The organism is Hyalangium sp. (assembly GCF_035629615.1).
Classification (GTDB): Bacteria; Myxococcota; Myxococcia; order Myxococcales; family Myxococcaceae; genus Hyalangium.
Genome location: NZ_DASPHO010000360.1, coordinates 1 through 21,975 on the forward strand (window position 1 = coordinate 1; position 21,975 = coordinate 21,975).

The following is a 21,975-nucleotide window of genomic DNA, read 5'->3' on the forward strand; positions in this document are numbered from 1 at the left end:
GCGCAGGGTCTTGCTGATCATCGCGCTGCCGCTCACCAGATAGATCAGGGCGAGCGGGTGCAGCGACACAGGCCCCAGGTCCCACACACCTCCGAGGAGCTGCTCCCCCACCCCGATCCGCCCCTTCCACGTCGCCACTGCCAGCACACCTACGAGTGCCAGGCTCGTGGGAATGGGGGTGCCCTCGAAGTACCGCACCTTGCCCGTCCCATCGCTCAGCTGGGCCGAGGTGACGTTGAAGCGCGCCAGGCGGCTGATGCCGCAGGCCACGAAGTAAAGGAGGACGGCCACATCCAGCGCTCCGCGCATGCCCACGGCGAAGGCCAGCGCAGCCGGCGCCATGCCAAAGGAGATGACATCCGCCAGGGAGTCCAGGTCCGCCCCCAGAGGAGATGACTTGAAGCGCCACCGGGCGATCCGGCCATCCGCGACGTCAAGCACCAGGGCCAGCGGCATCAGCCCGAACGCCACCCACAGCCAGCGCACGTCGTTGGTGGCCAGGTACTGCATGGCGGAGAGGATGGCGCTCGCTCCCGCGAAGCCATTGCCCAGCGTGACGAAGTCCGCGAGCACGAAGGTGCGGATCATCGAGAAGTGGCGAGGAGGCTTTCTCTCCTGGGGATCAGTCGTCATTCGGACGCTCCTGCTGTTCCGGAGGGCGGTGCCGCTGCGCCCGAACCATCCCTGGGATTCCGAGACAGCACCATGCTTTTCTGGCCAGGGCAGACAGTCGGGCGACACTGGCTTCACAGGTGGGGAGCGATGCGCTCGGCCCACAGGGCGCCGGGATGGGAGAAGACCTGCTCAGCGTCCCCTTCCACGAGCACCCAGCCTCCTCGCGACAGCTCGTGCTCGAGCTGCCCGGGTCCCCACACCGACAGGCCCGCGAAGGTCAGCGAGGTCCCCGCAGGCAGTCTCTCCGGCGCCGCCCCTTCTCGCCAGGAGAGCCCCTCGAGAACCCGCCGCGCTCCTGGCGTGGCCTCTCGGGATCGAATCAGCGTGGTGCGATGCTCCGGACTCACAGGACCGCCCCATCGATCCACTCCGGCAGGGAGCGCTTCGTCCTGGGGTGTCCTCACGCAGTTGAGCACCAGCCCCCACGTCCGCTCCGGCCCCACCGCTACCAGCAGCACCACCGTCTTGGCGAAGTTCTGGTCCCCACTTCCTGGCCGCGCCACGAGGAGCAAGCCCGCCTCCGGGGGCCTCACCTCTCCCTCCCGCGCCCGGAGCCGATCGAGCCACCGGGGGAACAGGCCGAGCAGCAGCAGCGCGCCGACGATCAACAGCGTGAGCTGGAGCCTCGGGGAGATCGACCGCACCCTTGGAGCGTAGCACCCTGGCCGGCAGTTCCAGAGCTGGCATGGCGGAGTTCCGTGGGTGCCCACCGGCAGTGGGTAACGCAGCCGCGCTGAGTTCCACGGCGCCTCAGTTCATGTCGCGTGGCGGCAGCGCCTTGCGGCTCGCGGACTCCTGGTGCCGCTGGGCCTGCTGCTGGATGGTCTCCGCGAAGATGGATTTCATGTAGCGCGCCAGGTTCTCACCACCCCCAGCTCCGCGTAGTGCGCCGCTGACGCGAACACCGGGGGCGCATACCGGACGGTCGTCAGCACCGTGTGCCCAACCTGGAAGTCCTCCGAGAGCGCATACGCATCCAGGTCGCGCATCACCTCATACCGGGCGTCGTAGGCTGGGGTTGCTCCTCACTTTGGAAGGGAAGCTCGATGGTGAAGGTGGCGCCATGACCGGGCCCAGCGCTCCTCACGGAGAGCCGGCCCTTCATCTCCGCGGCGGCCAGGGCGCTGATGTGCAGGCCAAAGCCGTGCCCGCTCTTCTTCGTGGTGAAGCCCTGGGCGAACACGCGCGTCAGGTTCTCCTGAGCGATGCCCACTCCGTTGTCTCCCACCTCGATGCACAGCCGCTCTCTCTCGGCACAGCGCTTCACACGAATGCTCAGGCGCTTGTCCGGCGCACGGCTCTCCACGAGCGCGTGCCGCGCATTGCTCAACAGGTTGAGGAGAATCTGCAGCAGCTTGTGCCGGTCCACCACGATGGGAGGCACCTCGGCGTACTCGCGCTCCACCTCGATGTCCAGCCGATCGAGCGCACCGGCCTGTAGCCGCAGTGCGTCGTTGATGAGCTGTGCCACCTGCACCTGCTCCATGAGGCCACCCCACTGTGCGTGCTGCTGCTGCATGCTGACAATGGACTTGATGTGCTCGACGCTCTCGCCCAGCGCCTGCATCTCCGTCAGGAGCGCCTCGCGCTCATCCGCCAGCTGCATCGAGAGCGCGCTGAGGTAGGCCGGAAGCTTCGCGCCGCGCGGGTCGGTGGAGAGGAAGGCCCCAAGGTCCGCGGCGTGTTCGCACAGCATCTCCGTGGCCTGGAGCAGCTTGGGGATCCGTGAGCCGCGCAGCCGCTCGGTCACGACACTCACCGAGATGTTGACGCTGTTGAGGGTGTTGCCCACGTTGTGCAGCACGCCCGTGGCGATCTCCGTCATCCCGGCCTTGCGCGAGACGTCCAGCAACGTGCGGTGCAGCTCTCCCAGCTTGGCCTCGGCCTCTTTTCGGGCCTTGATGTCTTGCTCGAGTGCCGCATGCGTCGCTTCATGCGCGGTGCTGTACAGCCACCCCAGCGCCCATCCCGCCAGGATGCAGAGCGCGGCGATGAAGTGCATCATCAACAGAAAGCCCTCGGAGGTGGCTCGAGGCTTGGAGCCGACGAAATGGCGCCAGAGTGGGTGGCCGGCTCCGACGATCAGGACCACGGGAACGAGGATGACGAGCCCCGGCCGCGGTCCCAGCAGGTACACCGTCAGGATCGTGATCAACATCATCGCCGCGTTCGTGGAGAAGTAGGAGTCATTCTCGTAGAGAGCGGTCAGGATCACCCCGGAGCTCATGATCCCGCACAGCAGCAGCGCCGAGGAACGGGATGAGGACGCCCTGCGCAAGAGCCACAGCGTTCCCACATAGCCAGCCGCCGAGGAGCCGCCCGCCACGACGTAGCTCCAGGGCATCCCCACCACCAGGAAGGCCGCCGTGAACAGGCTGGCGAGCAGGAGCAGGGACATGGCCGTGCCCGCCACCACCCGGCTGCGGCCGAGCTCCCCGAGCGGCGCCTGGCGCAGCTCTTCCGAGAGGAATCCATCGAGCCACTCGAGGAAACCCTTGGCACGTGTCTTCGGTGGAACTCGCGCGTCGGGTTCCTCTGGCCCGCTCCGCTCGCTGGAAGTTCTCGACATGTCAGGAGAAACCATTCTGGACGGGAGTCCCTTCGTTTTCGAGCAGGTCACTGATGACCCTTCGGGGCTTCTTCGGCTTCTCTTCGCTCTCGGACCTGAGCGCTGGCGTCGCCCAGTCAAAGCATCACTGGCCCCCAAGGATGGGGTGCGCAGCATTGCGACGAGATCCCACAGGCAGCACCTTGAGGATCACATGGGTGCGGCGGGGTGCGCCTCATCCTCAAGGGTGCCATGCGGGAATCGACACAACCTCTGCCGGATGTCAGCGGTCCCCTCAAGGACCGGTACAAGCTCGTGAGCCTGGTGGGGCAGGGAGGCTTCGGGCAGGTCTATAAGGCCCGACAGCTGACAACCGATCAGGAGGTCGCCATCAAGATCCTCCGGCCTCCAGCCGGAGGGGAGAGCACCAACTCCAGAAGCAGCTGGCGCGCTTCCGGCGCGAGATGCGGATCTGCTCCAGGCTCTTCCACCCGAACATCGTCCGCCCGATCGACTCTGGACGACCTCGGGCTCAGCACCCTCGCCGACGAGCCCCATGACGAGGAGGCTTCGGGGATCAGCAACATCTTCGAGATCCTGGGCACTCCCTCGTACGCGGCCCTGGAGCAGCTCCGCGGGCTGCATCCGGACATGCGCTCTGATCTGTACTCCTGGGGGCTCGTCTACCTGGAGTGCTTGAGCGGAGAGCGGGTGATGAGCGGACACACGCTCCAGGAGGTGATCGAGAAGCAGCTCGGACGTTTCGCGGTCGCGCGGACCCGTTCGGCCCCTGCCTCGAGAAAGAGCTCCAAGGCATCGTCGCAGCCGTCGGAGGGCCACCTCCGCCAGATCACCGCCCTGTGCTGCGGTGTGAATGTCCTTCCGCTCCACCCCGACCCGCGGGGCCTGGAGATCGAGGAGCGCGACAGTGTGCTGCGCACGCAGCAGCACCGCTGCATCGAGCTCGCCGAGGAGTTCGGGGGCTACCTGGGAGGAGTGCTCGGCCAGGAGGTGATGTTCTACTTCGGGTACCCCACGGCGCGGGAGGACGCCCCCCGGAGCGCCGCCCGGGCCGCACTCAGGCTCCTGGAAGCAACGGCGAGGTGGAAGACGCAGGTAGAGGAGCAGCACGGGCTGCTCCTGGCTGACGTTCCTGCTGGAGTCAGTGCCCACCGCTCGCCTGGGGGTCATCTTCACCGCCCGGCCCGAGTTCATCTCACCCTGGGGCGCGGCGCAGACGTTCCACCTGCAGCTCGGCCGGCTGGGCGCGGAAGAAGTAGAAGTGATGGTCAAGGGGCTGACCCGGGGCAAGGCGCTGCCAGCGGAGGTGGCGGGCCAGGTGGCATCCTGGACGGATGGGATCCCCCTCTTCGTGGAGGAGCTGACGCGGATGGTGCTGGACACGGGGCTGCTCGAGGAGGACGAGCAGCAGTACCGGCTCGCAGGGCCGTTCTCCCGGCTGTCCATTCCAGGCACGCTGCGCAGTCTGCTGGAGGCGCGGCTGGATCGGGCTGGCCGAGCAAAGGAGACGGCCGAGCTCGCTTCGCTCCTGGGCCGGGAGTTCAGCTATGAGATGCTCCGCGCCATCTCTCTGCGGGATGACCGCACGATCTACTGCCTCCCGCTCCTGCATGAGCTTCGGGCCGGGATCCTGCTCAGGAGGGGTGACAGCAAGGCGGCGGAGGACGCCCTCCGGCGTGCGAGCGCGGAGGCGCAGGCGCAGCAGGTGAGGATGCTAGAGCTGCGGGCCACCGCCACGCTGTGCAGGCTCCTGGCGGAGCAGGGCCGGGGCGAGAAGGAACGAGAGAGCCTCCGGCTTCTGCTCAAGAACTTCTCCGAGCAGGCCGAGTTCCCGGTCCTGCAGCTGGCGCGGTCCGTCTCCCGGGAGCCCTGGGAGGCACTGGGCGAGATGGGCCCGGTCGTGCACTGAGCGGCGCCTCTCTTGCGTGGGAGCAACATCTCCAGAAGGAGTCGATGGGGTACGAGCTGCCACCCAATGTCGAGCTGAAGGTGCGCCCACTCGAGAGCGAGGAGCATAGAGGATCTCAGCGGCGGAGGCCTGCTGGCCCGTCATCGCGAGGAGCTCATGGTCGGTCCGGCGTCCATCGATCAGAGAGGCGACCCTCGCCAGCGGGCGTCCAGAGAGCAGGTAGTGTTCCCGCTCGCCGATGAGCACTACCCGGTTCTCGTCGACCTGCTCGAGCCGCAGGTGCGACTTGAACTGGAGGGCCTGCTCCAGGACATCACGCATGGGCGCGAAGATCTCATGCAGGCGCATGCGCGGTAATCGCCCTGGAGGAGGGGGGGAATGTTCTCTGCCTCAACGCCTCATGGCAGAGGGTTGGATGCCTCATAGGGAGGAGGAGGCCAGAGCAAGCCCATCTCCCCTCGTTGCTCGGGGGAACAGCGGGCAAGTAACACCTTCAGTGTTGAGGCAGAGGCTGATGGAGTCGAGCAAGCGCAAGAAGCTGGAGGCGGAACTCCGGGCGCTGTGTGACGCCCAGCATGCCGGGGTTCCGGTGGGAATCGTCCTTCCGGACGTGGATCTACGCCATGGCGCGGAATATCTGCGCGCACAGCTTCCGCTCGCCCGGTGTCCGGGAGTTGCCGGTCCTCCAGGGTGTGCTCAACGGCCATCCCGTGCTCGATCGCACGGCCACCCAGCCATGGCTGCGGAGCGATATCAAGAGCCGCTTCAGGCTCTTGCAGGAACGGTTGAGCCCTCACGAGCAGCTCATCCTCTCCTTGCGCGTCGAGCGAGGCTTGTCCTGGACCGAGGCCGCGCAGGCCATGGCCGGTAGGCCGCTGTCCCCCAAGGAGGCACACAAGAGGGCGGCTGTCCTCCGCCAGCAGTTCCAGCGCATCAAGAGTCAGCTCCGCGCGCTCGCTGTCGACGAGCAGTTGCTTGAGTCCTGGACGCACCCCTAGGTGGCGAGCAGAGCGGCGGTGACCTGTCTCGGCGCGTCTATTCGCTCTCCCGTTCACACGAGGCCTTGGGAGTCACCACCTCTCGAGGGGCATGAGCTGGAGGCACTGAAAGCGATCGGTGTGGATAGGATGAGTCGTATTCTTGTCGTGGACGATGATAGGGACCTGCGAGAGCTGTACATGGAATTGCTGACGGAGAGGGGCCACGTCGTGGTGGGGGCTCAGGATGGTGTGGCCGGGCTGGAGATCGCCTCGCGGCTCAAGCCCGATCTCATCGTCACGGATTGGCGGATGCCACGCATGGACGGGGTCGGATTGTGCAAGGAGGTCCGGCGGCACAAGCAGCTGTATGCTACGCGCATCATCCTGCACAGCTCGGAGGGAACCCTGGTGTCGCGTCATGCGGACGTGTGCATGCCGAAGATCTCGGATCCGGAGGCCTTCATGCTCGTCATCGAGGCGACGCTCACTGTCAGCGACACAGAGAACGTGGCCTAAGCTCCCCAGGAGTATCACCTGCAGACCCTCGCGGCCTGGGAGCTCCGCCTCCGCCTCACCACGCGGTAGGATGCCCTGTCGCCTACCTGCGACGACATCTCGGCAGCGCGCTCAGCACGGCCTGGGCCCTGGGGCCCCTTCAGCTTCCCCTCCGGCGAGCAAAAAGGGGTTGGCCCGCGCCGGTACGTGGAGCAGGATCTTTGCAAGTACTTGGCGAGCAATGGGTGCATCAAAGGAGTTCAAGCGGTGACTACGTTATATCTCCAGCGCATAGAGATCTCCAACTTCCGCGCGTACGGAGACAATTTCTCGCTCTCACTGCCAGGCACTGGTGTGACGATTCTGACGGGCCCTGATGGGCTTGGGAAGAGTACCCTCTTTGAAGCGATAGAATGGGCACTCACCGGCCGGGTTCGCCGGCTGGAAGCACTCACACAGGAGAAGCTTGATCGGGGGAGAAACAACGGTCTTCTCGCAAGGAGACAGGAGGATGTGCCTGTTGCACAGTACGGAGTTTCTTTGGAGTTCGTGAACGGTGAAGGGGAGAGCACCCGCATTGAACGGCGTGCTGTCCGCGAGCAGGAGAATCGCGAACAGTTTGCCGAGGTTTCCTCCCCTAACCAACTAAGGGGGCTTGGCAGAGGGCTTCCCTCAGAAGTCATCACAGAGAAAGCCATCGCGATTGCCGCCGCGTTGAAAACAACCTTTGGGGTGGAGTTCGTGTTGGAGGGTGCGCCGCCTCCTGCAGTCATGCTCGAGCGCCTCTTGCAAGCCATTGAGCAAGTGGCGACAGTCCTCATGGCGAGGAAACGTGTTCTCTCTCAAACAGAGGAGACACTGAATGCGTGGCAGCAGCTAGACTCAACTGCTGCAGAGGCCAGGGCTCAGCATGCGGCGGCCCAGGCCGCCCTCGTTGGCCTTCAAAATCAAGTGCAAGCTGTTCTTGAGGTTGATGAGCGGCGGCGAGGCGCAGAGATCAAGCGCGATACATTGCTCCGGCTGAGTGGCGCACGTATGAAAATTGCGCAAGGACTGACACAGAAATCATCAGTTGCAGTCCGGATCGACCGCCACACACATGAACTGTGGATGATTCAGTCATACCTTCGCGACACCACCAAAACCATTCAGCGGATAAAAGATCTGGACAGCCGGATTCGCAGTCTGCTTCTTGTGAAGCAGGCGGTTGAGACCTGTCAACAAGCTTATGATGAATGGGGCAAGGAAGACGAGGAGCTCCGCTCAAAGGAACCGGAGAGACTTGCCGACCCTACGGAACAGGCATCACACCGGGCGCGCCAAGAGGCCATCCAGTCATCGCCAATGTTGATAGGCGTGGATTGGGGACAGATACCTTCACACCTCGCGGAGAGCAACCGCCGTACTCAGCTGGAGCTCGAGGCTGCTCAAGCAACTCGAGATGAACTGCCTGACCTCGAATACCTCAATGACCACCAAGCCAGCATGAAAGCGAGGATTGATCAGCTATCTTCAACAATCAAGGAGGAGCACGAAGTCGTCGCCCAGATAGAGGAAGAACTTCTTGCTGCGCACGCCTTGCAGCAACAGTATCCAGATCTGCTGTCCACATTGGGAACACTTCCTTCAGATGAAGCCAATGCCATGGACGAGGCCGTGCGCGCTGTAGAACAACTTGTCCATCATGAGCGGCAGCTGGTTCAGTCTGAGGAGCCATTCCCCAGTGTGTTGTTCAAGCTGAACGAAGAGATTACCAAGGCACAGGCAACCTCAGCGCAAAAGGATTCTGAAGCACAGAATCTCGAGCAGCAGATCGTAAGCCTTCGGCAACGGTTGCTTGAGCTTGGCCTCCAGGGATTCCCCGGCCCTGTTGCCTTGGACGATCAGCGCAACAAGCTGGCTGAGCAGGAGTCGGAGCTTCAACAGCTTCGCGAGCAGCAAAAGCGCTTGGCTGATTCATGGCTCGCCTGGCAGAAAGAAGAGGAATTGCGCCAGGTAGAGCTCGAGTTCAACGAACAAGCCAGAAGGGAATGCCCACCCTCTCTTGACGCTGTTGAAGAACGTCTGCGCACCTCCTTGACCACAGGAGTTGATAATGGCGTCGCACGGCTGTTAAGCATGAGCACGGCCTACCGGTGGAGCCGGTGGCCGGCGCTGCTGCTCGATGATCCTCTCCAGCATCATGACCAGATTCATGCTGCGGCATTCATCGAGGTCCTCCGCCATCTTGTACGGGATCGAAAATACCAGGTCATTCTTTCTATCCAGGACGAGGATCTTGCTGATTCCTTGCGCCGCAAGATGGAGGTGGTCGGCATTGAGTGCGTCACATGTCGATACAGAGGCCTGGGCCCCACCGGCGTACTCTACAGCACGGGCTGAAGTTCATTGGCGTCAGCAAAGAAGCTGGTCTGTCAGGGACGTCCAGGGCTCCCGGAACTCAAGGCTGGTACAGCTCCGCCGTCGTGAGGGCGGTGCCCGAGGGGCCGGTGCCCGCGGCGACAAGCACATCGCCGTTGGGCAGCAGCGTCGCCGTGTGGGCGTAGCGCGGCCCCGCCATGGTGGCGCCAACGCTCCAGATGCCGGTGGCTGGATCATAGACCTCCGCATTCACCAGGATGCTGGAGTCGTCGGCGCCCCCTGCGACGAGCACCTTGCCATTGGGCAGCAGCGTCGCGGTGAGGAAGAAGCGGCGCGAGTTCAAGGAGCCGGTCGCGCTCCAGGTGCCCGTGGCCGGGTCATACAGCTCCGACGTCACCAGGTTGGCGTAGTAAGTGCTTCCGCCCCCCACGATGAGCACCTTGCCATTGGGCAGCAACGTCGCCGTGTGCAGTCGGCGAGGTGAGGCCATGGAGCCAGTCGCGCTCCAGGTGCCCGTGGCCGGATCGTACACCTCCGCACTGGACACGTTGCCATAGGAGTAGGAGCTATATCCCCCCGCGACGAGCACCTTGCCATTGGGCAGCAGCGTCGCCGTGTGATCATAGCGGGATATGGCCATGGTGCCGGTCGCACTCCAGGTGCCCGTGGCCGGGTCGTACAACTCCGCCGTCGCCAGGTTGCCGTAGTAGTTGTATCCCCCCACGACGAGCACCTTGCCATTGGGCAGCAGCGTCGCCGTGTGCGCGTGGCGGGACGCGGCCATGGTGCCGGTCGCACTCCAGGTGCCCGTGGCCGGGTCGTACAACTCCGCCGTCGCCAGGGCGGTGGAGGAAGTGTATCCCCCCACGACGAGCACCTTGCCATTGGGCAGCAGCGTCGCCGTGTGCTCATAGCGAGGCGAGGCCATGGTGCCGACCGCGCCCCAGGTGCCTGAGGCCGGGTCGTACACCTCCGCCGTCGCCAGGGCGTCGTAGGAGTAGTTGCGGTAGATGCCTCCCCCCGTGGCAAGCACCTTGCCATTGGGCAGCAGCATCGCCGTGTGCTTGGCGCGGCGCGAGGCCAGGGAGCCCGTCGAGGCCCAGGCCCCCGAAGGGCAGACCGGCAGTCCCGTGACCACGAAGCTCCGCGTGGCCGTCATGCTGAAGGCGTTGGTGACGGTGGCGGTGATGGCCGGGGTCACTCCAGCAACCAAACACAGCGGGGCCGTCCAGGTGATGCGGCTGTTGGAGTCGCCGTTGGCCGCAAAGCCCAGCGAGCCGGCATTCGCGGCCCAGGAGAAGCTGAGCGAAGAGCCCTCCGGGTCGCTGGCCACTACCTCGTAGGTGAGGACCTGGGAGGCAGAGGCCGTGTCCGAGGAGCGGTAGGAGCGGACGATGCTGGGAGGAGCGTGGGAACTCGAAGAGGGGTTGTTGACACACAGGGCCACGGTGCCGGTGCTCTGCCCACCCTTCCCGTCCGAGACCGAGACCATGAGGTTGCAGTTGTTGCAGGCGCCGGAGGGCAGCTCCGTGGGCATGAACTGAGCCGTGCTCGAGTAGGGAGAGTCCCAGTAGCCCTCGCAGGTGGCGCTCCAGGAATAGGAGAGTTCGTCCCCATCGGCGTCCTCGGCCGTAGCCGAGACTGTCGTCGTCTGCCCCACCTCCAGCGGCGAGAGAGAGGCACTCACAGCGCTCACACCCGGTGAGCTGTTGAAGGAGATGGAGAGTTCCGCTCCCCCCTGCGCTGCATCCTGTACGGCGACGTCCAGCGAGATGCTCGAGGACGTGCCCGCGGAGTCCGTCACCGTGAGTGTGAGCGTGTGAGCACCGGCCGAGTACGGCGCCGTCCAGGTCGCGGTGCTGCCGAAGTCCGAGGAGAAATAGCCGTCGGTCGAGGACCAGGAGTACCAGAGGCTGTCGCTCGCGTTGGGATCATGCGCCGTGGCCTCGAGGGAGATGGTGCCTCCGGCGGACACGGAGCTGGAGGAGACCACCAGCGCGTCGATGATCGGGGCCTCATTGCTGAATGGCGGCGGCGCGTTGAGCTCCTGCAGGGTGATGGCCACGAGCGAGGACTGATCCGGCTCGATGGTGACGCCGGAGACCGTGCCCTCGAAGCGCACGCTGCCCCAGTAATCGAAGGCCTGAGCCTGGAAGGTGCGCTCCGGGCCAGCGGGGATGTCGCCGATGATGCCGCCCCAGACTCCGTTGGAGAGCGACAGATCCACCGAGATGGAGGAGATATCCGCAGCACTCGTGGTGACGGTGACGCGCGAGATATCAGAGGTGAGGGCCTGGCGCGAGGAGACAGCGAACCGTGCCGAGCCCGTGGGGGTAGACGAAGAGGGAGAGGGAGAGCAGCCCACAAGCAGCGCCAGCCCGAGCGCCAGCAGCAGGGAGGTAGAAGGTCTTCTCATAAGGCGGTTCCAGGTAGGTGCTCATTCAGGAGAGCGGCCGTATGGGCTCCCCAGCGAAGCACGAGAGGGTGCTCGTCCCGAGTTCACTTTCATGGTGCCGAGTAGGTCCCCTCAGCCGGAATGAGCCGGGGGGGAGAAAAATGATGCAGAAAATCTGCGGGGCTTTCTCAGCGGGCTCGACCCCCCGAAGAAGAAGGAGTGATGGCCGGCTCCCCTGGCCACTGGTCACGGTGGAGCAGAACGAATACACAGTAACCCTGCCTGGCCTGGACCAGACACAGGAGTCACTCGCATGAACACCCACATCCACACGGTCCCCGAGCCGCTTCGCACCCAGGAGGGCAATCCCGGGTGGAGGCTCTCCGGCGTGGTCTCCCTTCCCTCCTCGCGAGTCCTCCGAGCGGCGCTGCTCGCCGCCTGCTGCGTGCTCGGCATGGCCTGCGATCAGTCCCTGCCGGAGCCCTCTCCGACTCCTAACAAGGAGGCGGCCCTCACCGGCGCGGACGGAGACGTCACAATCTTGGCGCCCGACACGATCCTCAACCGGTACGCCGTGCTCGCCGCGGACGCCAGCGCGGGCGCCACCAGCATCCAGGTGACGGCGGCCTCGGACCTGAACGATCCGAACTTCGGGCCCCTGGAGGCTGGCGATGTGGTGTTCATCATCCAGATGCAGGGCGCGTCCATCGACACCTCGGACAGCCCGTCCTACGGCACCGTCACCAACCTCAACAGCGCGGGCCTCTACGAGTTCGCCTCCGTCCTTCGCGTGCAGGGCAACACCCTGTTCCTGGCGTGCAGCGGGCTGAAGAACAGCTACACGCAGGCCGGGCGGACGCAGGTGGTGCGCGTGCCGCAGCTCAGCAACCTCACCATCGAGAGCGGCGGCACTGTCATGGCGAAGCCCTGGGACGGACAGAGCGGTGGCGTCGTGGTGCTCCACGTGGCCGGCATCACCTCGATGTCGGGCCCCATCGACGTCACCGGCCAGGGCTTCCGCCCCGGCGTGCGCGACAACAGCTCGGCGAGCGCCACCACGCAGGTGACGCTCTACCGCTCGAACGACGAGACCCTGGGCGCCGAGAAGGGCGAGAGCATCGCGGGCCATGGCACCGACTACGCGGCCCTGGGCGGGCGCTTCGGCCGCGGCGCTCCGGCCAACGGCGGTGGCGGCGGCAACAGCCACAACGCGGGCGGCGGCGGCGGCGCCAACGGCAACAGCGGCAACGTCTGGCGCGGGCAGGGCGTGATGACCAGCACCGTTGTCGGAGCCGCGGCCTGGGCGCTCGACCCGGCCTATGGAGCCAACGGCAACGCTCGGACCAACGATTCCGGCGGTGGCCGCGGTGGCTATACCCTCTCCGCCGCGAACGCGGACGCGCTCACCGCGGGTCCCGGCAACGCCGCCTGGGCCGGCAACAACCGCGCAGCGGTCGGCGGCCTGGGCGGGCACCCCGTCGACAATGACCCGACCTCGCGGCTCTTCCTGGGCGGCGGTGGCGGCGCGGGCGATGGCAACAACAATGCGAGCGGCGATGGCGGCAGCGGCGGCGGCCTTGTCTACCTCATCTCCACCACCGTGAACGGCAGCGGCGCCATCTTCGCCAACGGTAGGAGCGCCCAGAGCACGACGAACCCGCACAACGATGGCGTCGGCGGCGGCGGCGGTGGCGGAACCGTCGTCGTCCTCAGCAGCGACGTCTCGGGCATCAGCGTGTACGCCAACGGAGGCCTGGGCGGCCGGCAGCTCATCACCACCCTCGAGGCCCAGGGCCCGGGCGGCGGCGGTGGCGGCGGCTACATCGCGCTGAGCAGCAACACCGTGACGACGTCCGTCGTGGGCGGAGACTCGGGCTCCACCACCTCCACGGCGCTAACCGAGTTCCCCGTCAACGGCGCCACCCTCGGAGCCGCGGGCCAGGTGGTCGACGCGCCCACGCCCTTGCCCCCGGCGCTGGCATGCGTGCCCGTGGATCTGGCCATCACCCTCTCCAACCCGGAGACCACCACCAGGCCCGACACGACCGGCCGCTACACCGTGACCGTCACCAACGCCGGCCCGCTCACCGCGACGAACGCTCCTGTCTCCGTGCCGCTGCCCCCGAACGCCTCGGGTGCCACGTGGACGTGCACGGCCGCGGGCGGCGCGACCTGCCAGACCCCCGGCGGCGCGGGGGGCATTGCGACGAACGTCACCGTCCCGCCGGGCGGCACAGTGACGTTCGTCCTCGATGTGGACGTGAGCCTCTCGGCGGTCGACACGTTCACGGTGACGGCCACCGTCTCGGCGCCCAATGCGAGCTCCGACGTCGACCCCACGAACAACACCGCCACGGACACCAACAGGATCCTGGCGGAGGCGGACCTCTCGGTCACCCTCGAGGACTCGCCGGATCCCGTGCTGCAGGGCAGCCCGCTCACCTACTCCGTCGAGGTGTTCAACGACGGCCCCGACTTCTCCAGCGTCGTCACGGTGACCCTCCAGATCGACGTCGGCTCCACCTTCTCCAGCGCCAACGGGCAGGGCTGGACCTGCACGCGGAACGGGCAGGACGTCACCTGCACCACCGAGACCCTCCCCCCCGGCAGCGCTCCTCCCATCACCATCGGGGTCATCCCCACGATCGAGGGTGGGACGCTCCTCGCCAGGGTGTTCGTGAACGCGTCCACGGACACCGTGGGCGAGAACAACTCGGACGAGGAGACCACGACGGTCATCGCCGCCAATGACCCGCCCGTGAACACCGTGCCGGGCACGCAGACCCTGCCCGTGGACACCACGCTCGTCTTCTCCACGGCGGTCGGCAATGCGATCTCCGTCGCCGACCCGGATGCGGGCCCCGAGACCGTCCAGGTGACCCTCACCGTCACCCACGGCACCCTCACGCTGAGCGGCACCGCGGGGCTGACGTTCTCCACGGGCGATGGGACGGGGGAGGCGACGATGAGCTTCACCGGCACCCTGGCCGCCATCAACGCGGCGCTGCAGGGCCTGAGCTTCACCCCTGATGTCGGCTACCTCGGAGACGCCTCGTTCACCATCACCTCGGACGATCTGGGCCACACCGGCGTCGGCGGCCCCAAGAGCGACACGGACACCTTCACGATCACCGTCATCGACTTCAATCCTCCGCCGACGGCCGTGGATGACACTGCCACGGTGGTGGAGGACTCGCAGGAGAACTCCATCGACGTGCTGGCGAACGACTCGACGGCCCCCAACACCGGCGAGACCCTCACCATTGTCGAGGTGACGCAGGGCAACCATGGCGGCACGGTGACCATCACCGAAGGGGGCACCCGCGTCGTCTACACGCCCGCTCCGGGCTTCTGGGGAACCGAGACCTTCACCTACACGATCAGCGATGGCAACAGCACCTCCACCGCCACGGTGACCGTCACGGTGGAAGAGAAGGTCGTGCCCCGGGTGGTGGGCCGCGGCTGCAGCGCCTCGGGCGGCGGCCTGCCGAGCGCCGGGTGGATGCTCGTGGCCCTCGCGGGGCTCATGCTCGTGAGGCCCCGGGGCGCTCGGCTCGGCTCACGAGGCCTCAGCGCCCTGCTGGGGCTTGGTGCCGTGGCGGTGCTGGCGGCCTCCCCGTCCGCGCAGGCCCAGAGCAGCTCCACGGCGATCGACGTCCAGCAGTTCAAGCCTGCCCCAGGGAGGTCGGGCGTGCTCGGCCTGCATGGAGCCGGCTTCCCGGGACACCTGTCCTGGACGGCCGGGCTCTACATCCACTACGCGCATGAGCCGCTGGTCGTCATCAACTCGCGCAACGAAGACCTGCTCCAGCACCTGGTGAAGAACCAGATGGGCTTCGACCTGGTGGGCGCGATCGGCGTGGGCGACCACTTCGAGCTGGGGGCGTCGGTTCCGATCGCCCTGCAGCACGGGGAGTTCAACCAGCAGACCACGGGCGCCGCGGAGCAGACATGGAAGGGCGGCCTGGGCGACCTGCGGCTGATCCCCAAGGCGGAGATCTACGAGAACGAGCGCCTGCGGCTGGCGGCCGTCGCCCCGGTGGTGCTCCCCACGGGCGGCCACACGGACCTGCGCGGCCACAAGGGCGTGGGCGTGCAACCGCGCGTGGTGGGAGACTACACGCTGGAGGGGGGCACCCGGCTGCTCGCCAACGTCGGCGTGAACCTGCGCAGCCGCCAGGAGCTGCTCAACCTCTCGGTGGGCCACGAGCTGGCCTACGGCATCGGGGCCGCCATCCCCTTCCAGCTCCAGGGCCATCAGCTCACGGGCATGGCATCACTGGCGGGGGCCCTGGGCCTGGGCGCCACGGGCGGAACGAACGAGGAGGAGATTCCCCTCGAGCTGCAGGCCGGGCTCCAGTACCACTTCAACAAGAACGTGGTGGGCACGCTGGGCCTGGGCCGGGGCATGACGCTCGGCTACGGCATGCCCTCCTTCCGCGTCTTGGGCGGCGTGGCATGGATCACCGAGGACGCCCCCCGCGGCCGCGCGAGGGACGCGGATGGCGACGGCCTGAACAACGCCGACGACAAGTGCTCGGACGAGCCCGAGGACGAGGATGACTTCCAGGACGAGGACGGCTGCCCCGATCCGGACAACGATCAGGACGGCATCCTCGATGTCAACGACAAGTGCCCCAACGAGCCGGAGGACAAGGACGGCTTCCAGGACGAGGACGGCTGCCCCGACCCGGACAACGACCGGGACGGCCTCCTCGACCCGGGGGACAAGTGCCCGCTGCAGCCGGAGGACAAGGACGGCTTCCAGGACGAGGACGGCTGCCCCGATCCGGACAACGATCAGGACGGCATCCTCGACTCGGGGGACAAGTGCCCGCTGCAACTGGAGGACAAGGACGGCTTCCAAGACGAGGACGGCTGCCCCGACCCGGACAACGACCGGGACGGCGTCAATGACGCGGATGACCAGTGCCCAGCCGAGCAGGAGACCATCAACGGCGTGGACGACGCGGATGGCTGCGCGGACCAGGGCGAGGCCCAGGTCGAGATCCAGGGCCGGTCGATCAAGATCCTCCAGAAGGTGTACTTCGCCACGAACAAGGACGTGGTGCTGGCGCGGTCCTTCCCGCTGCTGCAGCAGGTGGGTCAGGTGCTCCGGGCCAACTCGCAGCTCACCAAGGTTCGTGTCGAGGGCCACACCGACAGCCGGGCGGACGACGCCTTCAACATGGACCTCTCGCAGCGGCGCGCGGGCAACGTCCGCAAGTACCTGGTGGAGCAGGCGGGCATCGCTCCCGAGCGCCTGGAGGCCGTGGGCTACGGCGAGTCGCAGCCAGTGGACACGAACAAGACGGAGCAGGGCCTCGAGAACAACCGCCGTGTGGTGTTCACCATCCTGGAGATCGACGGGAAGCCCGTGGCGCAGTGAGGCTCCCCATGACCGCCTCGGTGCCCAGGCTGCCTGGGCACCGGCGCGAGTCGCTCAACCTGGGTCAATCCGCTGCGACGGCGGCCGGTATTTGACGCCTGAGACGGTATTGTCATCGGGAACCGGCCGCGCGACCCCACGCTTCAGCCAGCAGCGGCCCTGCGGCCCCTGCACGCCGCGCCGGACATAGGTCCAGGATCCGCGTATCTGAAGTCTCGTGGCACAGGCCTCGTGAGGGTAGATGCCGATGTTGCGATTTGTGACCCCACGTGAATGTCACGATAGGGCCCTCATCCGTCCTATGCTCCATCTTCGCGCGCATGTAGGGGACTTACGCGCACTCCGGGCAGGTACCGGCTACCGGACTGCCTTCGCAAGGGAGAGGGACAATGTCGCAAATGGACTGGGGTGGCACCGGCTACGGGGCTGACTGCGCCCTCCACCCGGATCAGCGGGCCACGCGGACTTGCACGCGGTGCGGCAACTTCATGTGCGCCTCGTGCAGCCAGGAAGGTAGCCAGGAGATCTGCCCTACCTGCCAGGAACGCGTGGGCGTCGGGCAGGCGTTCCCGCTGACCCGGGACAACTGGAGCTTCAGCGCGCTGTGGGACTACTGCTTCACACTCTTCAAGCGCGACTGGTTGATGCTCTCCGTGGCGATGCTCGTCTTCCTCGGCATCAGCCTCATCTCACAGCTGATGAGCACCCTGGTGCCGACGCTCGGCGCGGCACTGGGAAACAAGATCCTCGCTGGGGTCCTCCAGGCCGCTGCCGTGTTCGTGCAGAGCGTGGTGAACGGCGTGCTCGGCCTGGGCCTCATGCGGATGCTGATCGACGTGCTCCAGGGGGGCAAGCTCGACATTGGCCAGCTCTTCAGCCAGTTCCACAGGGTGGGAACCTACATCGTCACGATGCTGCTGCTCATCGTGATGATCGGTGTGCCCGTGGGTGCCATCGGCGGCATTGCCGCGGGAGTGGTCTTCGCCCTCGGCCAGGACGCGCTGCCGTTTGTCATCATCATCGCGGCGCTGCTGCTCATCGTCCCGCTGTTCTACTTCGCGCTCCCGCTCTACTTGCTCCAGGCGGAGATCGCCTACAACGAGACCGCCACGCCCATGCAGATGATCCGCAACTGCTACGCGTACGCGCGTGGCGAGCGGCTCTCCATCCTGGGGGTCTCCCTGGTGGGAGGCCTGGTGGTGATGGCCGGCGTGCTGGCGTGCTGTGTGGGGATGATCCCCGCCATGGGGCTGAACTACCTGATGTTGGCGGGCCTCTACCTGGCGCTACGCAGGGGGGCAGACGTGGAGGGCTGAGTGGGGGGAAGCTTTCACTCTGCGCCGGAGCGGGCGGCCAGCGGAGGATCTGGGGCCCTCCGTCACCAAGGAACAGGGCCTTAGACAGCCTGGCGCCCTTTCCTCTTCGTCCGGAAGCTGCCGGGGGACCGATGATTTTCGGAGGCCTGTGGCGTCTAGAGAAGCGATGCACTTCTCGTTCGGAGATACCATGACCCTGCTGTGCCGGAATTCCGCGTTTTTCGTCCTCTTTCTCGTTGCCCTGGGAACGTCGGCCTTCGCTCAGCCCAAGCAGAAGGCGCCCGGTGACTACGCGAAAATCAACGGGCTCGAGCTCTACTACGAGACTCACGGCAAGGGCCGGCCCCTGGTCCTCCTCCATGGAGGGCTCGGGTCGACGTCAATGTTCGGAGACAACCTCAAGGCACTCGCGAAGCACCGCAAGGTCATCGCGGTGGACCTGCAGGGGCACGGGCGGACAGCCGACATCGACCGGCCGCTCAGTGTCGAGCTGATGGCAGACGACGTCGCGGCCCTCATCCAGCACCTCAAGCTGGGGCGGGTCGACGTGTTCGGCTACTCCTTGGGCGGTGGCGTCGCGCTGCAGGTGGGCGCTCGTCATCCGGAGGTCGTGAACAAGCTGGTCATCGTCTCCGCGGTGTTCCGCCGCAATGCCTACTACCCGGAAATCCTCGCCCAGCAGGGGCAGGTCAACGAGGGGGCTGTCGAGATGATGAAGCAGACGCCCATGTATCAGGGCTACGTCGCCGTCGCGCCCCGCCCCCAGGACTTCCCCAGGCTCCTGAAGAAGATCGGCGAGGCCATGCAGCAGGACTTCGATTTCTCGAAGCAGATCTCGTCGCTTCAGGCGCCCACGCTGGTCATGGCAGCGGACGCAGACCTGTTCCCCCCCTCGCACGCCGTGGAGTTCTTCGGGCTGCTGGGCGGCGGCAAGCGGGACGGTGGATGGGACGGCTCGGGGCGACCGAAGTCGCGGCTCGCCATTCTTCCAGGGCTGACGCACTACAACATCTTCGCGGATCCGCTCATGGTGGCTGTCGCGCTGCCGTTCCTGCAGGAAGGCACGTAAGGCATCACGACTCGAGACGTTAGGCGCCGATCTCAGCGCCGGTGGGCCGGTGGGACCTTCTTCCTGCCCGAGGCCCGAGGCTCGGGGCGCAGCTGCTCGCACAGCTCGCATCGGCACTGCCTCGTCTTCGCCGTCTCGGTGATGAGCGCCTTGTCCTTCTCCGAGAGCTCGAGTGTCACCCCCTCGGTGACCCTGAGCGCCCCATCCTCGCCAACGCCTGCCAGCTCCGTCCCAATGACGACCAGTGGCAGCGTCCCGGTCCCCTTCCGCGCGAGCCCGGCTACATCTCCGTGAGGGGTCTTCAACTTGAAGCCTCGCTTGCCGAATGCCTTCTCCACCTCATCGAAGCAGGCGGCCAGCGCGAGCATGTACCAGTGCTCTGCCACCTCGGCGCCCAGAGCCCAACCCTCCTTGAACAGGAGCGTGAACCGGCTGTTCTCGCAGTCGTCGAGATCCAGCTCGACCACGCAGCCTGCGTCGATGTCCTCCAGGAACCCGGCCTCGGCATCCCGGCGCAGGTGCTTCTCGAGATACCGCCTGAGGATGCCATTCACCTTGTCGAAGAGCTCCTCCCATGCCTCATCGTCAAGGTGGGGCTCCTGTCCGGACTTCTTCGGCTCGAGGTCGAGGCTGAGTGCTGTTGCTCCCATCCTGTAGGGCCCTCACGTCATGGGTTGTCACCGGCCAGGCGCGGCGATGCTCAGCGAAACCGTGCCCGAGTCTCCTCCCCACTCGCCTCGAGGGCAATGGGCCATGCGGCGGGTGATCGTCGTAGCGCCAGCGCCTCAGGGCCCCTCGGGTGCTCCCTCGACAAGAGCCGAAGCCTCATGACCGTCTTATGCGACACAGGCGTGGCTCAGGTGAACCGCTGCTTGAACCGCCGCTCCCCATCCGCAGTGCCGACGAGGATGAGCTCCGTCCCCTCCTCGATCAGGGTCCCGGGATCCGGGTTCACCGAGCTCCCGCCGCCAGTTGTCTCGAGCGCGATCACGCTGCAGCCGGTCTCCTCCCGGATCCGGGTGTTCCGGAGTGACCGGCCGATCAGCTCCTTCCCCGCCGGATAGCGGAAGACGTCAAGCCCCTCGGCGAGCATCACCACGTCGTCCCTCTCGAGCAGGTTGATGATGGAGTTGGCGCCCATCGAGGCGTAGGACATGACGAAGTCCGCCCCCGCACGATGGAGCGTGGAGACGTTCCGCTCCATCGTGGCGCGGGTGATGATCTGCATCTCCGGACGCAGGCGCCGGCAGTAGATGGTCAGGTAGATGTTGATGCCGTCATCGTTGGTGGTGATCAGCGCGGTGGGCGCTTCGTCAATCCCCGCGCGCTTGAGCACCTCCAGGTCCGCGGCGGAGCCGAGCACCACGTGGTCCAGGTGTCTGGCCTGCTCCGGATCCTTTTCGACGATACGATATGGCACCTCCCGCTCCCGTAGGGCCGCGGCCACCGCCTGACCCACACGGCCGCCGCCGAGGATCAGCACCGGGCGATCGAAGACGTTGTAGATGACGAACAGGCTGTCGAAGTGCTCGAGCTGGGCGGCGGTTCCGGCCAGCAACAGCACGGTGGTGGATTCGATGCGGGTGTTCGGGGTGGGCAGGATGAACTGTCCGCGTTGCCAGACGCCCACCACGTTCACCCCGGTCACCTCCCGGAGCCGGGACTCGGCCAGCGTCTTGCCCACGAAGGGAGTTCCGGTGACTGGCGCCTCGGCGATGACCAGCTCGCCGAATCGGCCGATCACGTTGGCCCGAATCTCGCCCGCCATGGTCCGCCGCGCCAGAGACCGGCCGAGCATCACCGGCAACTGCACCACATGGTTGGAGCCGGCCAGCTCCAGCACGTCCACCGACTCTGGCTTCTGAGCCATGGTCACGATGGGCACCGTTTCGGTGAGCTCGCGCACCGTGAAGGCGATGTTGGTGTTCAAGAAGTCATCGCCGCTGGCGACCAACATCGCCGCGCGGTCGATGCGCAGGTTCCGGTACGTCTGCTGATCGTCCCGGGCACCGACCATCACCTTGATCCCCCGATCATGGAGCTCCAGGGCGCGGGCGAGATCGTCCTCCAGCACCACGTAGGCGCGCCCATAGAACTCCAGGCGGGAGATGAGGGAGATCGTCACCGGGCCGTAGTGGGTGAGCACCACGTGCCCGGAGGTCGTCTCTGGCAACTGGCGAGGTGCCCGCTGCTGCTGCTGGGCCTCCATCCACGGGGAGTAGAAGAACTGGATGAAGGTGAAGGGGAGCAACACCAGCAGGAACATCACCCCCGACAGCAGCACCACGATCGAGAAGAAGCGGCCGAGGTCCGACTGAAAGGTGATGTCCCCGAAGCCGAGCGTGGTCATCACCGTGAGGGTCCAGTACAGACCGGTGAGCCATGAGTGCTCCTGGCCCTCCCACGCCATCACCACATGGAACACCACCGTGTAGCCGACGACGAGCACCACCAGAAGCAGGAGCAGGCGCAACAGCGCACGGATGTTGCGTCGGGCGGTGGCGTCGGCGAAGAAGTACGCGAGCTGAGAGGAGAGGAACTTCATCCCCCCGGAGATTGGTGGAGGTTGGCGGAAGCTGTCGAGGGATTCTCGTACCCACCCCGCTCGTTTCGGCGGAGCCTCCAGGGCACCGCCGTGGACTGATGGGGACAGCTATGCTGACGGACAACCTGGCCACGCTGCTGGAGGAGGCGAGCGAGGTGGGGCGCGGCCTGCCCCGGTACGTGGAGCGGGACGTAGGCCCGGTACCTGGAGTGCGGAGTGCTGGCGCACGGCTTCGCGCGGGTGCGCTGCGAGTGTTGCAAGGATGAGCTTCT

Annotated in this window: 16 protein-coding genes; 9 read left to right on the forward strand and 7 right to left on the reverse strand. The window is 66.2% G+C overall.

Annotated elements, in window-relative coordinates; translation table 11 throughout:
• The 4 genes from VD972_RS18345 to VD972_RS18360 all read right to left on the reverse strand — a co-directional run.
• The coding region (locus VD972_RS18345; RefSeq protein WP_324988734.1) for a CDP-alcohol phosphatidyltransferase family protein at nt 1-633 on the reverse strand (633 nt) is incomplete at its 3' end.
• Nucleotides 634-746: 113 nt separating this feature from the next.
• On the reverse strand, nt 747-1,319 hold the full coding sequence (locus VD972_RS18350) for a YqgE/AlgH family protein (RefSeq protein WP_324988736.1): 573 nt from the start codon (nt 1,317-1,319) through the stop codon (nt 747-749).
• 198 nt (nt 1,320-1,517) lie between these two features.
• Complete coding sequence (locus tag VD972_RS18355) at nt 1,518-1,664, reverse strand: hypothetical protein (protein WP_324988738.1); 147 nt, start codon at nt 1,662-1,664, stop codon at nt 1,518-1,520.
• Nucleotides 1,664-3,244 carry a HAMP domain-containing sensor histidine kinase gene (locus VD972_RS18360; protein WP_324988740.1) on the reverse strand — a complete coding sequence of 527 codons (1,581 nt, stop codon included), beginning with the start codon at nt 3,242-3,244 and terminating at the stop codon, nt 1,664-1,666. The genes VD972_RS18355 and VD972_RS18360 overlap by 1 nt, the downstream gene beginning before the upstream one ends.
• A 1,144-nt stretch (nt 3,245-4,388) precedes the next feature.
• Between VD972_RS18360 and VD972_RS18365 the strand changes: the two genes are divergently transcribed.
• The 5 genes from VD972_RS18365 to VD972_RS18385 all read left to right on the forward strand — a co-directional run bounded on the left by VD972_RS18365 (nt 4,389) and on the right by VD972_RS18385 (nt 9,010).
• Entirely contained in the window at nt 4,389-5,153 is a 765-nt protein-coding gene (locus VD972_RS18365) for a hypothetical protein (protein WP_324988742.1), read from the forward strand.
• A 222-nt stretch (nt 5,154-5,375) separates the two neighbouring features.
• Nucleotides 5,376-5,510, forward strand: coding sequence for a hypothetical protein (locus VD972_RS18370; RefSeq protein ID WP_324988744.1), 135 nt, complete (start codon nt 5,376-5,378; stop codon nt 5,508-5,510).
• A 266-nt stretch (nt 5,511-5,776) separates the two neighbouring features.
• Nucleotides 5,777-6,151, forward strand: a complete 375-nt coding sequence (locus VD972_RS18375) for a hypothetical protein (RefSeq protein WP_324988746.1) — start codon at nt 5,777-5,779, stop codon at nt 6,149-6,151.
• A 129-nt stretch (nt 6,152-6,280) separates the two neighbouring features.
• Entirely contained in the window at nt 6,281-6,649 is a 369-nt protein-coding gene (locus VD972_RS18380; protein ID WP_324988748.1) for a response regulator, read from the forward strand.
• A 246-nt stretch (nt 6,650-6,895) separates the two neighbouring features.
• A complete protein-coding gene (locus VD972_RS18385) occupies nt 6,896-9,010 on the forward strand; it encodes an AAA family ATPase (protein WP_324988750.1) in 2,115 nt (704 codons plus the stop codon).
• 58 nt (nt 9,011-9,068) lie between these two features.
• On the opposite strand, the gene VD972_RS18390 is transcribed toward VD972_RS18385, so the two are convergent.
• Nucleotides 9,069-11,405, reverse strand: coding sequence for a kelch repeat-containing protein (locus VD972_RS18390; RefSeq protein ID WP_324988752.1), 2,337 nt, complete (start codon nt 11,403-11,405; stop codon nt 9,069-9,071).
• 292 nt (nt 11,406-11,697) lie between these two features.
• Between VD972_RS18390 and VD972_RS18395 the strand changes: the two genes are divergently transcribed.
• The 3 genes from VD972_RS18395 to VD972_RS18405 all read left to right on the forward strand — a co-directional run bounded on the left by VD972_RS18395 (nt 11,698) and on the right by VD972_RS18405 (nt 19,158).
• On the forward strand, nt 11,698-16,773 hold the full coding sequence (locus tag VD972_RS18395) for an OmpA family protein (RefSeq protein WP_324988754.1): 5,076 nt from the start codon (nt 11,698-11,700) through the stop codon (nt 16,771-16,773).
• 389 nt (nt 16,774-17,162) lie between these two features.
• Complete coding sequence (locus VD972_RS18400) at nt 17,163-18,089, forward strand: hypothetical protein (protein ID WP_324988755.1); 927 nt, start codon at nt 17,163-17,165, stop codon at nt 18,087-18,089.
• Between the two features lie 190 nt (nt 18,090-18,279).
• A complete protein-coding gene (locus VD972_RS18405) occupies nt 18,280-19,158 on the forward strand; it encodes an alpha/beta hydrolase (protein ID WP_324988756.1) in 879 nt (292 codons plus the stop codon).
• 32 nt (nt 19,159-19,190) lie between these two features.
• Here the strand turns inward: VD972_RS18405 and VD972_RS18410 are convergent, their stop codons facing one another.
• Entirely contained in the window at nt 19,191-19,808 is a 618-nt protein-coding gene (locus tag VD972_RS18410) for a hypothetical protein (RefSeq protein WP_324988758.1), read from the reverse strand.
• Between the two features lie 206 nt (nt 19,809-20,014).
• On the reverse strand, nt 20,015-21,703 hold the full coding sequence (locus VD972_RS18415; RefSeq protein WP_324988759.1) for a potassium channel family protein: 1,689 nt from the start codon (nt 21,701-21,703) through the stop codon (nt 20,015-20,017).
• A 110-nt stretch (nt 21,704-21,813) separates the two neighbouring features.
• On the opposite strand from VD972_RS18415, the gene VD972_RS18420 reads away from it, so the two are divergent.
• Complete coding sequence (locus tag VD972_RS18420) at nt 21,814-21,969, forward strand: hypothetical protein (protein ID WP_324988761.1); 156 nt, start codon at nt 21,814-21,816, stop codon at nt 21,967-21,969.
• Nucleotides 21,970-21,975: the final 6 nt, after the last annotated feature.

Excerpts from the sequence above, each read along its gene's own strand:
- VD972_RS18360 (WP_324988740.1), bottom strand. The coding sequence starts at position 3,244 with ATGTCGAGAACTTCCAGCGAGCGGAGCGGGCCAGAGGAACCCGACGCG.
- VD972_RS18390 (WP_324988752.1), bottom strand. The coding sequence starts at position 11,405 with ATGAGAAGACCTTCTACCTCCCTGCTGCTGGCGCTCGGGCTGGCGCTG.
- VD972_RS18400 (WP_324988755.1), top strand. The coding sequence starts at position 17,163 with ATGTCGCAAATGGACTGGGGTGGCACCGGCTACGGGGCTGACTGCGCC.
- VD972_RS18395 (WP_324988754.1), top strand. The coding sequence starts at position 11,698 with ATGAACACCCACATCCACACGGTCCCCGAGCCGCTTCGCACCCAGGAG.
- VD972_RS18375 (WP_324988746.1), top strand. The coding sequence starts at position 5,777 with ATGGCGCGGAATATCTGCGCGCACAGCTTCCGCTCGCCCGGTGTCCGG.
- VD972_RS18410 (WP_324988758.1), bottom strand. The coding sequence starts at position 19,808 with ATGGGAGCAACAGCACTCAGCCTCGACCTCGAGCCGAAGAAGTCCGGA.
- VD972_RS18415 (WP_324988759.1), bottom strand. The coding sequence starts at position 21,703 with ATGAAGTTCCTCTCCTCTCAGCTCGCGTACTTCTTCGCCGACGCCACC.
- VD972_RS18405 (WP_324988756.1), top strand. The coding sequence starts at position 18,280 with ATGACCCTGCTGTGCCGGAATTCCGCGTTTTTCGTCCTCTTTCTCGTT.
- VD972_RS18355 (WP_324988738.1), bottom strand. The coding sequence starts at position 1,664 with ATGCGCGACCTGGATGCGTATGCGCTCTCGGAGGACTTCCAGGTTGGG.
- VD972_RS18420 (WP_324988761.1), top strand. The coding sequence starts at position 21,814 with ATGCTGACGGACAACCTGGCCACGCTGCTGGAGGAGGCGAGCGAGGTG.
- VD972_RS18380 (WP_324988748.1), top strand. The coding sequence starts at position 6,281 with ATGAGTCGTATTCTTGTCGTGGACGATGATAGGGACCTGCGAGAGCTG.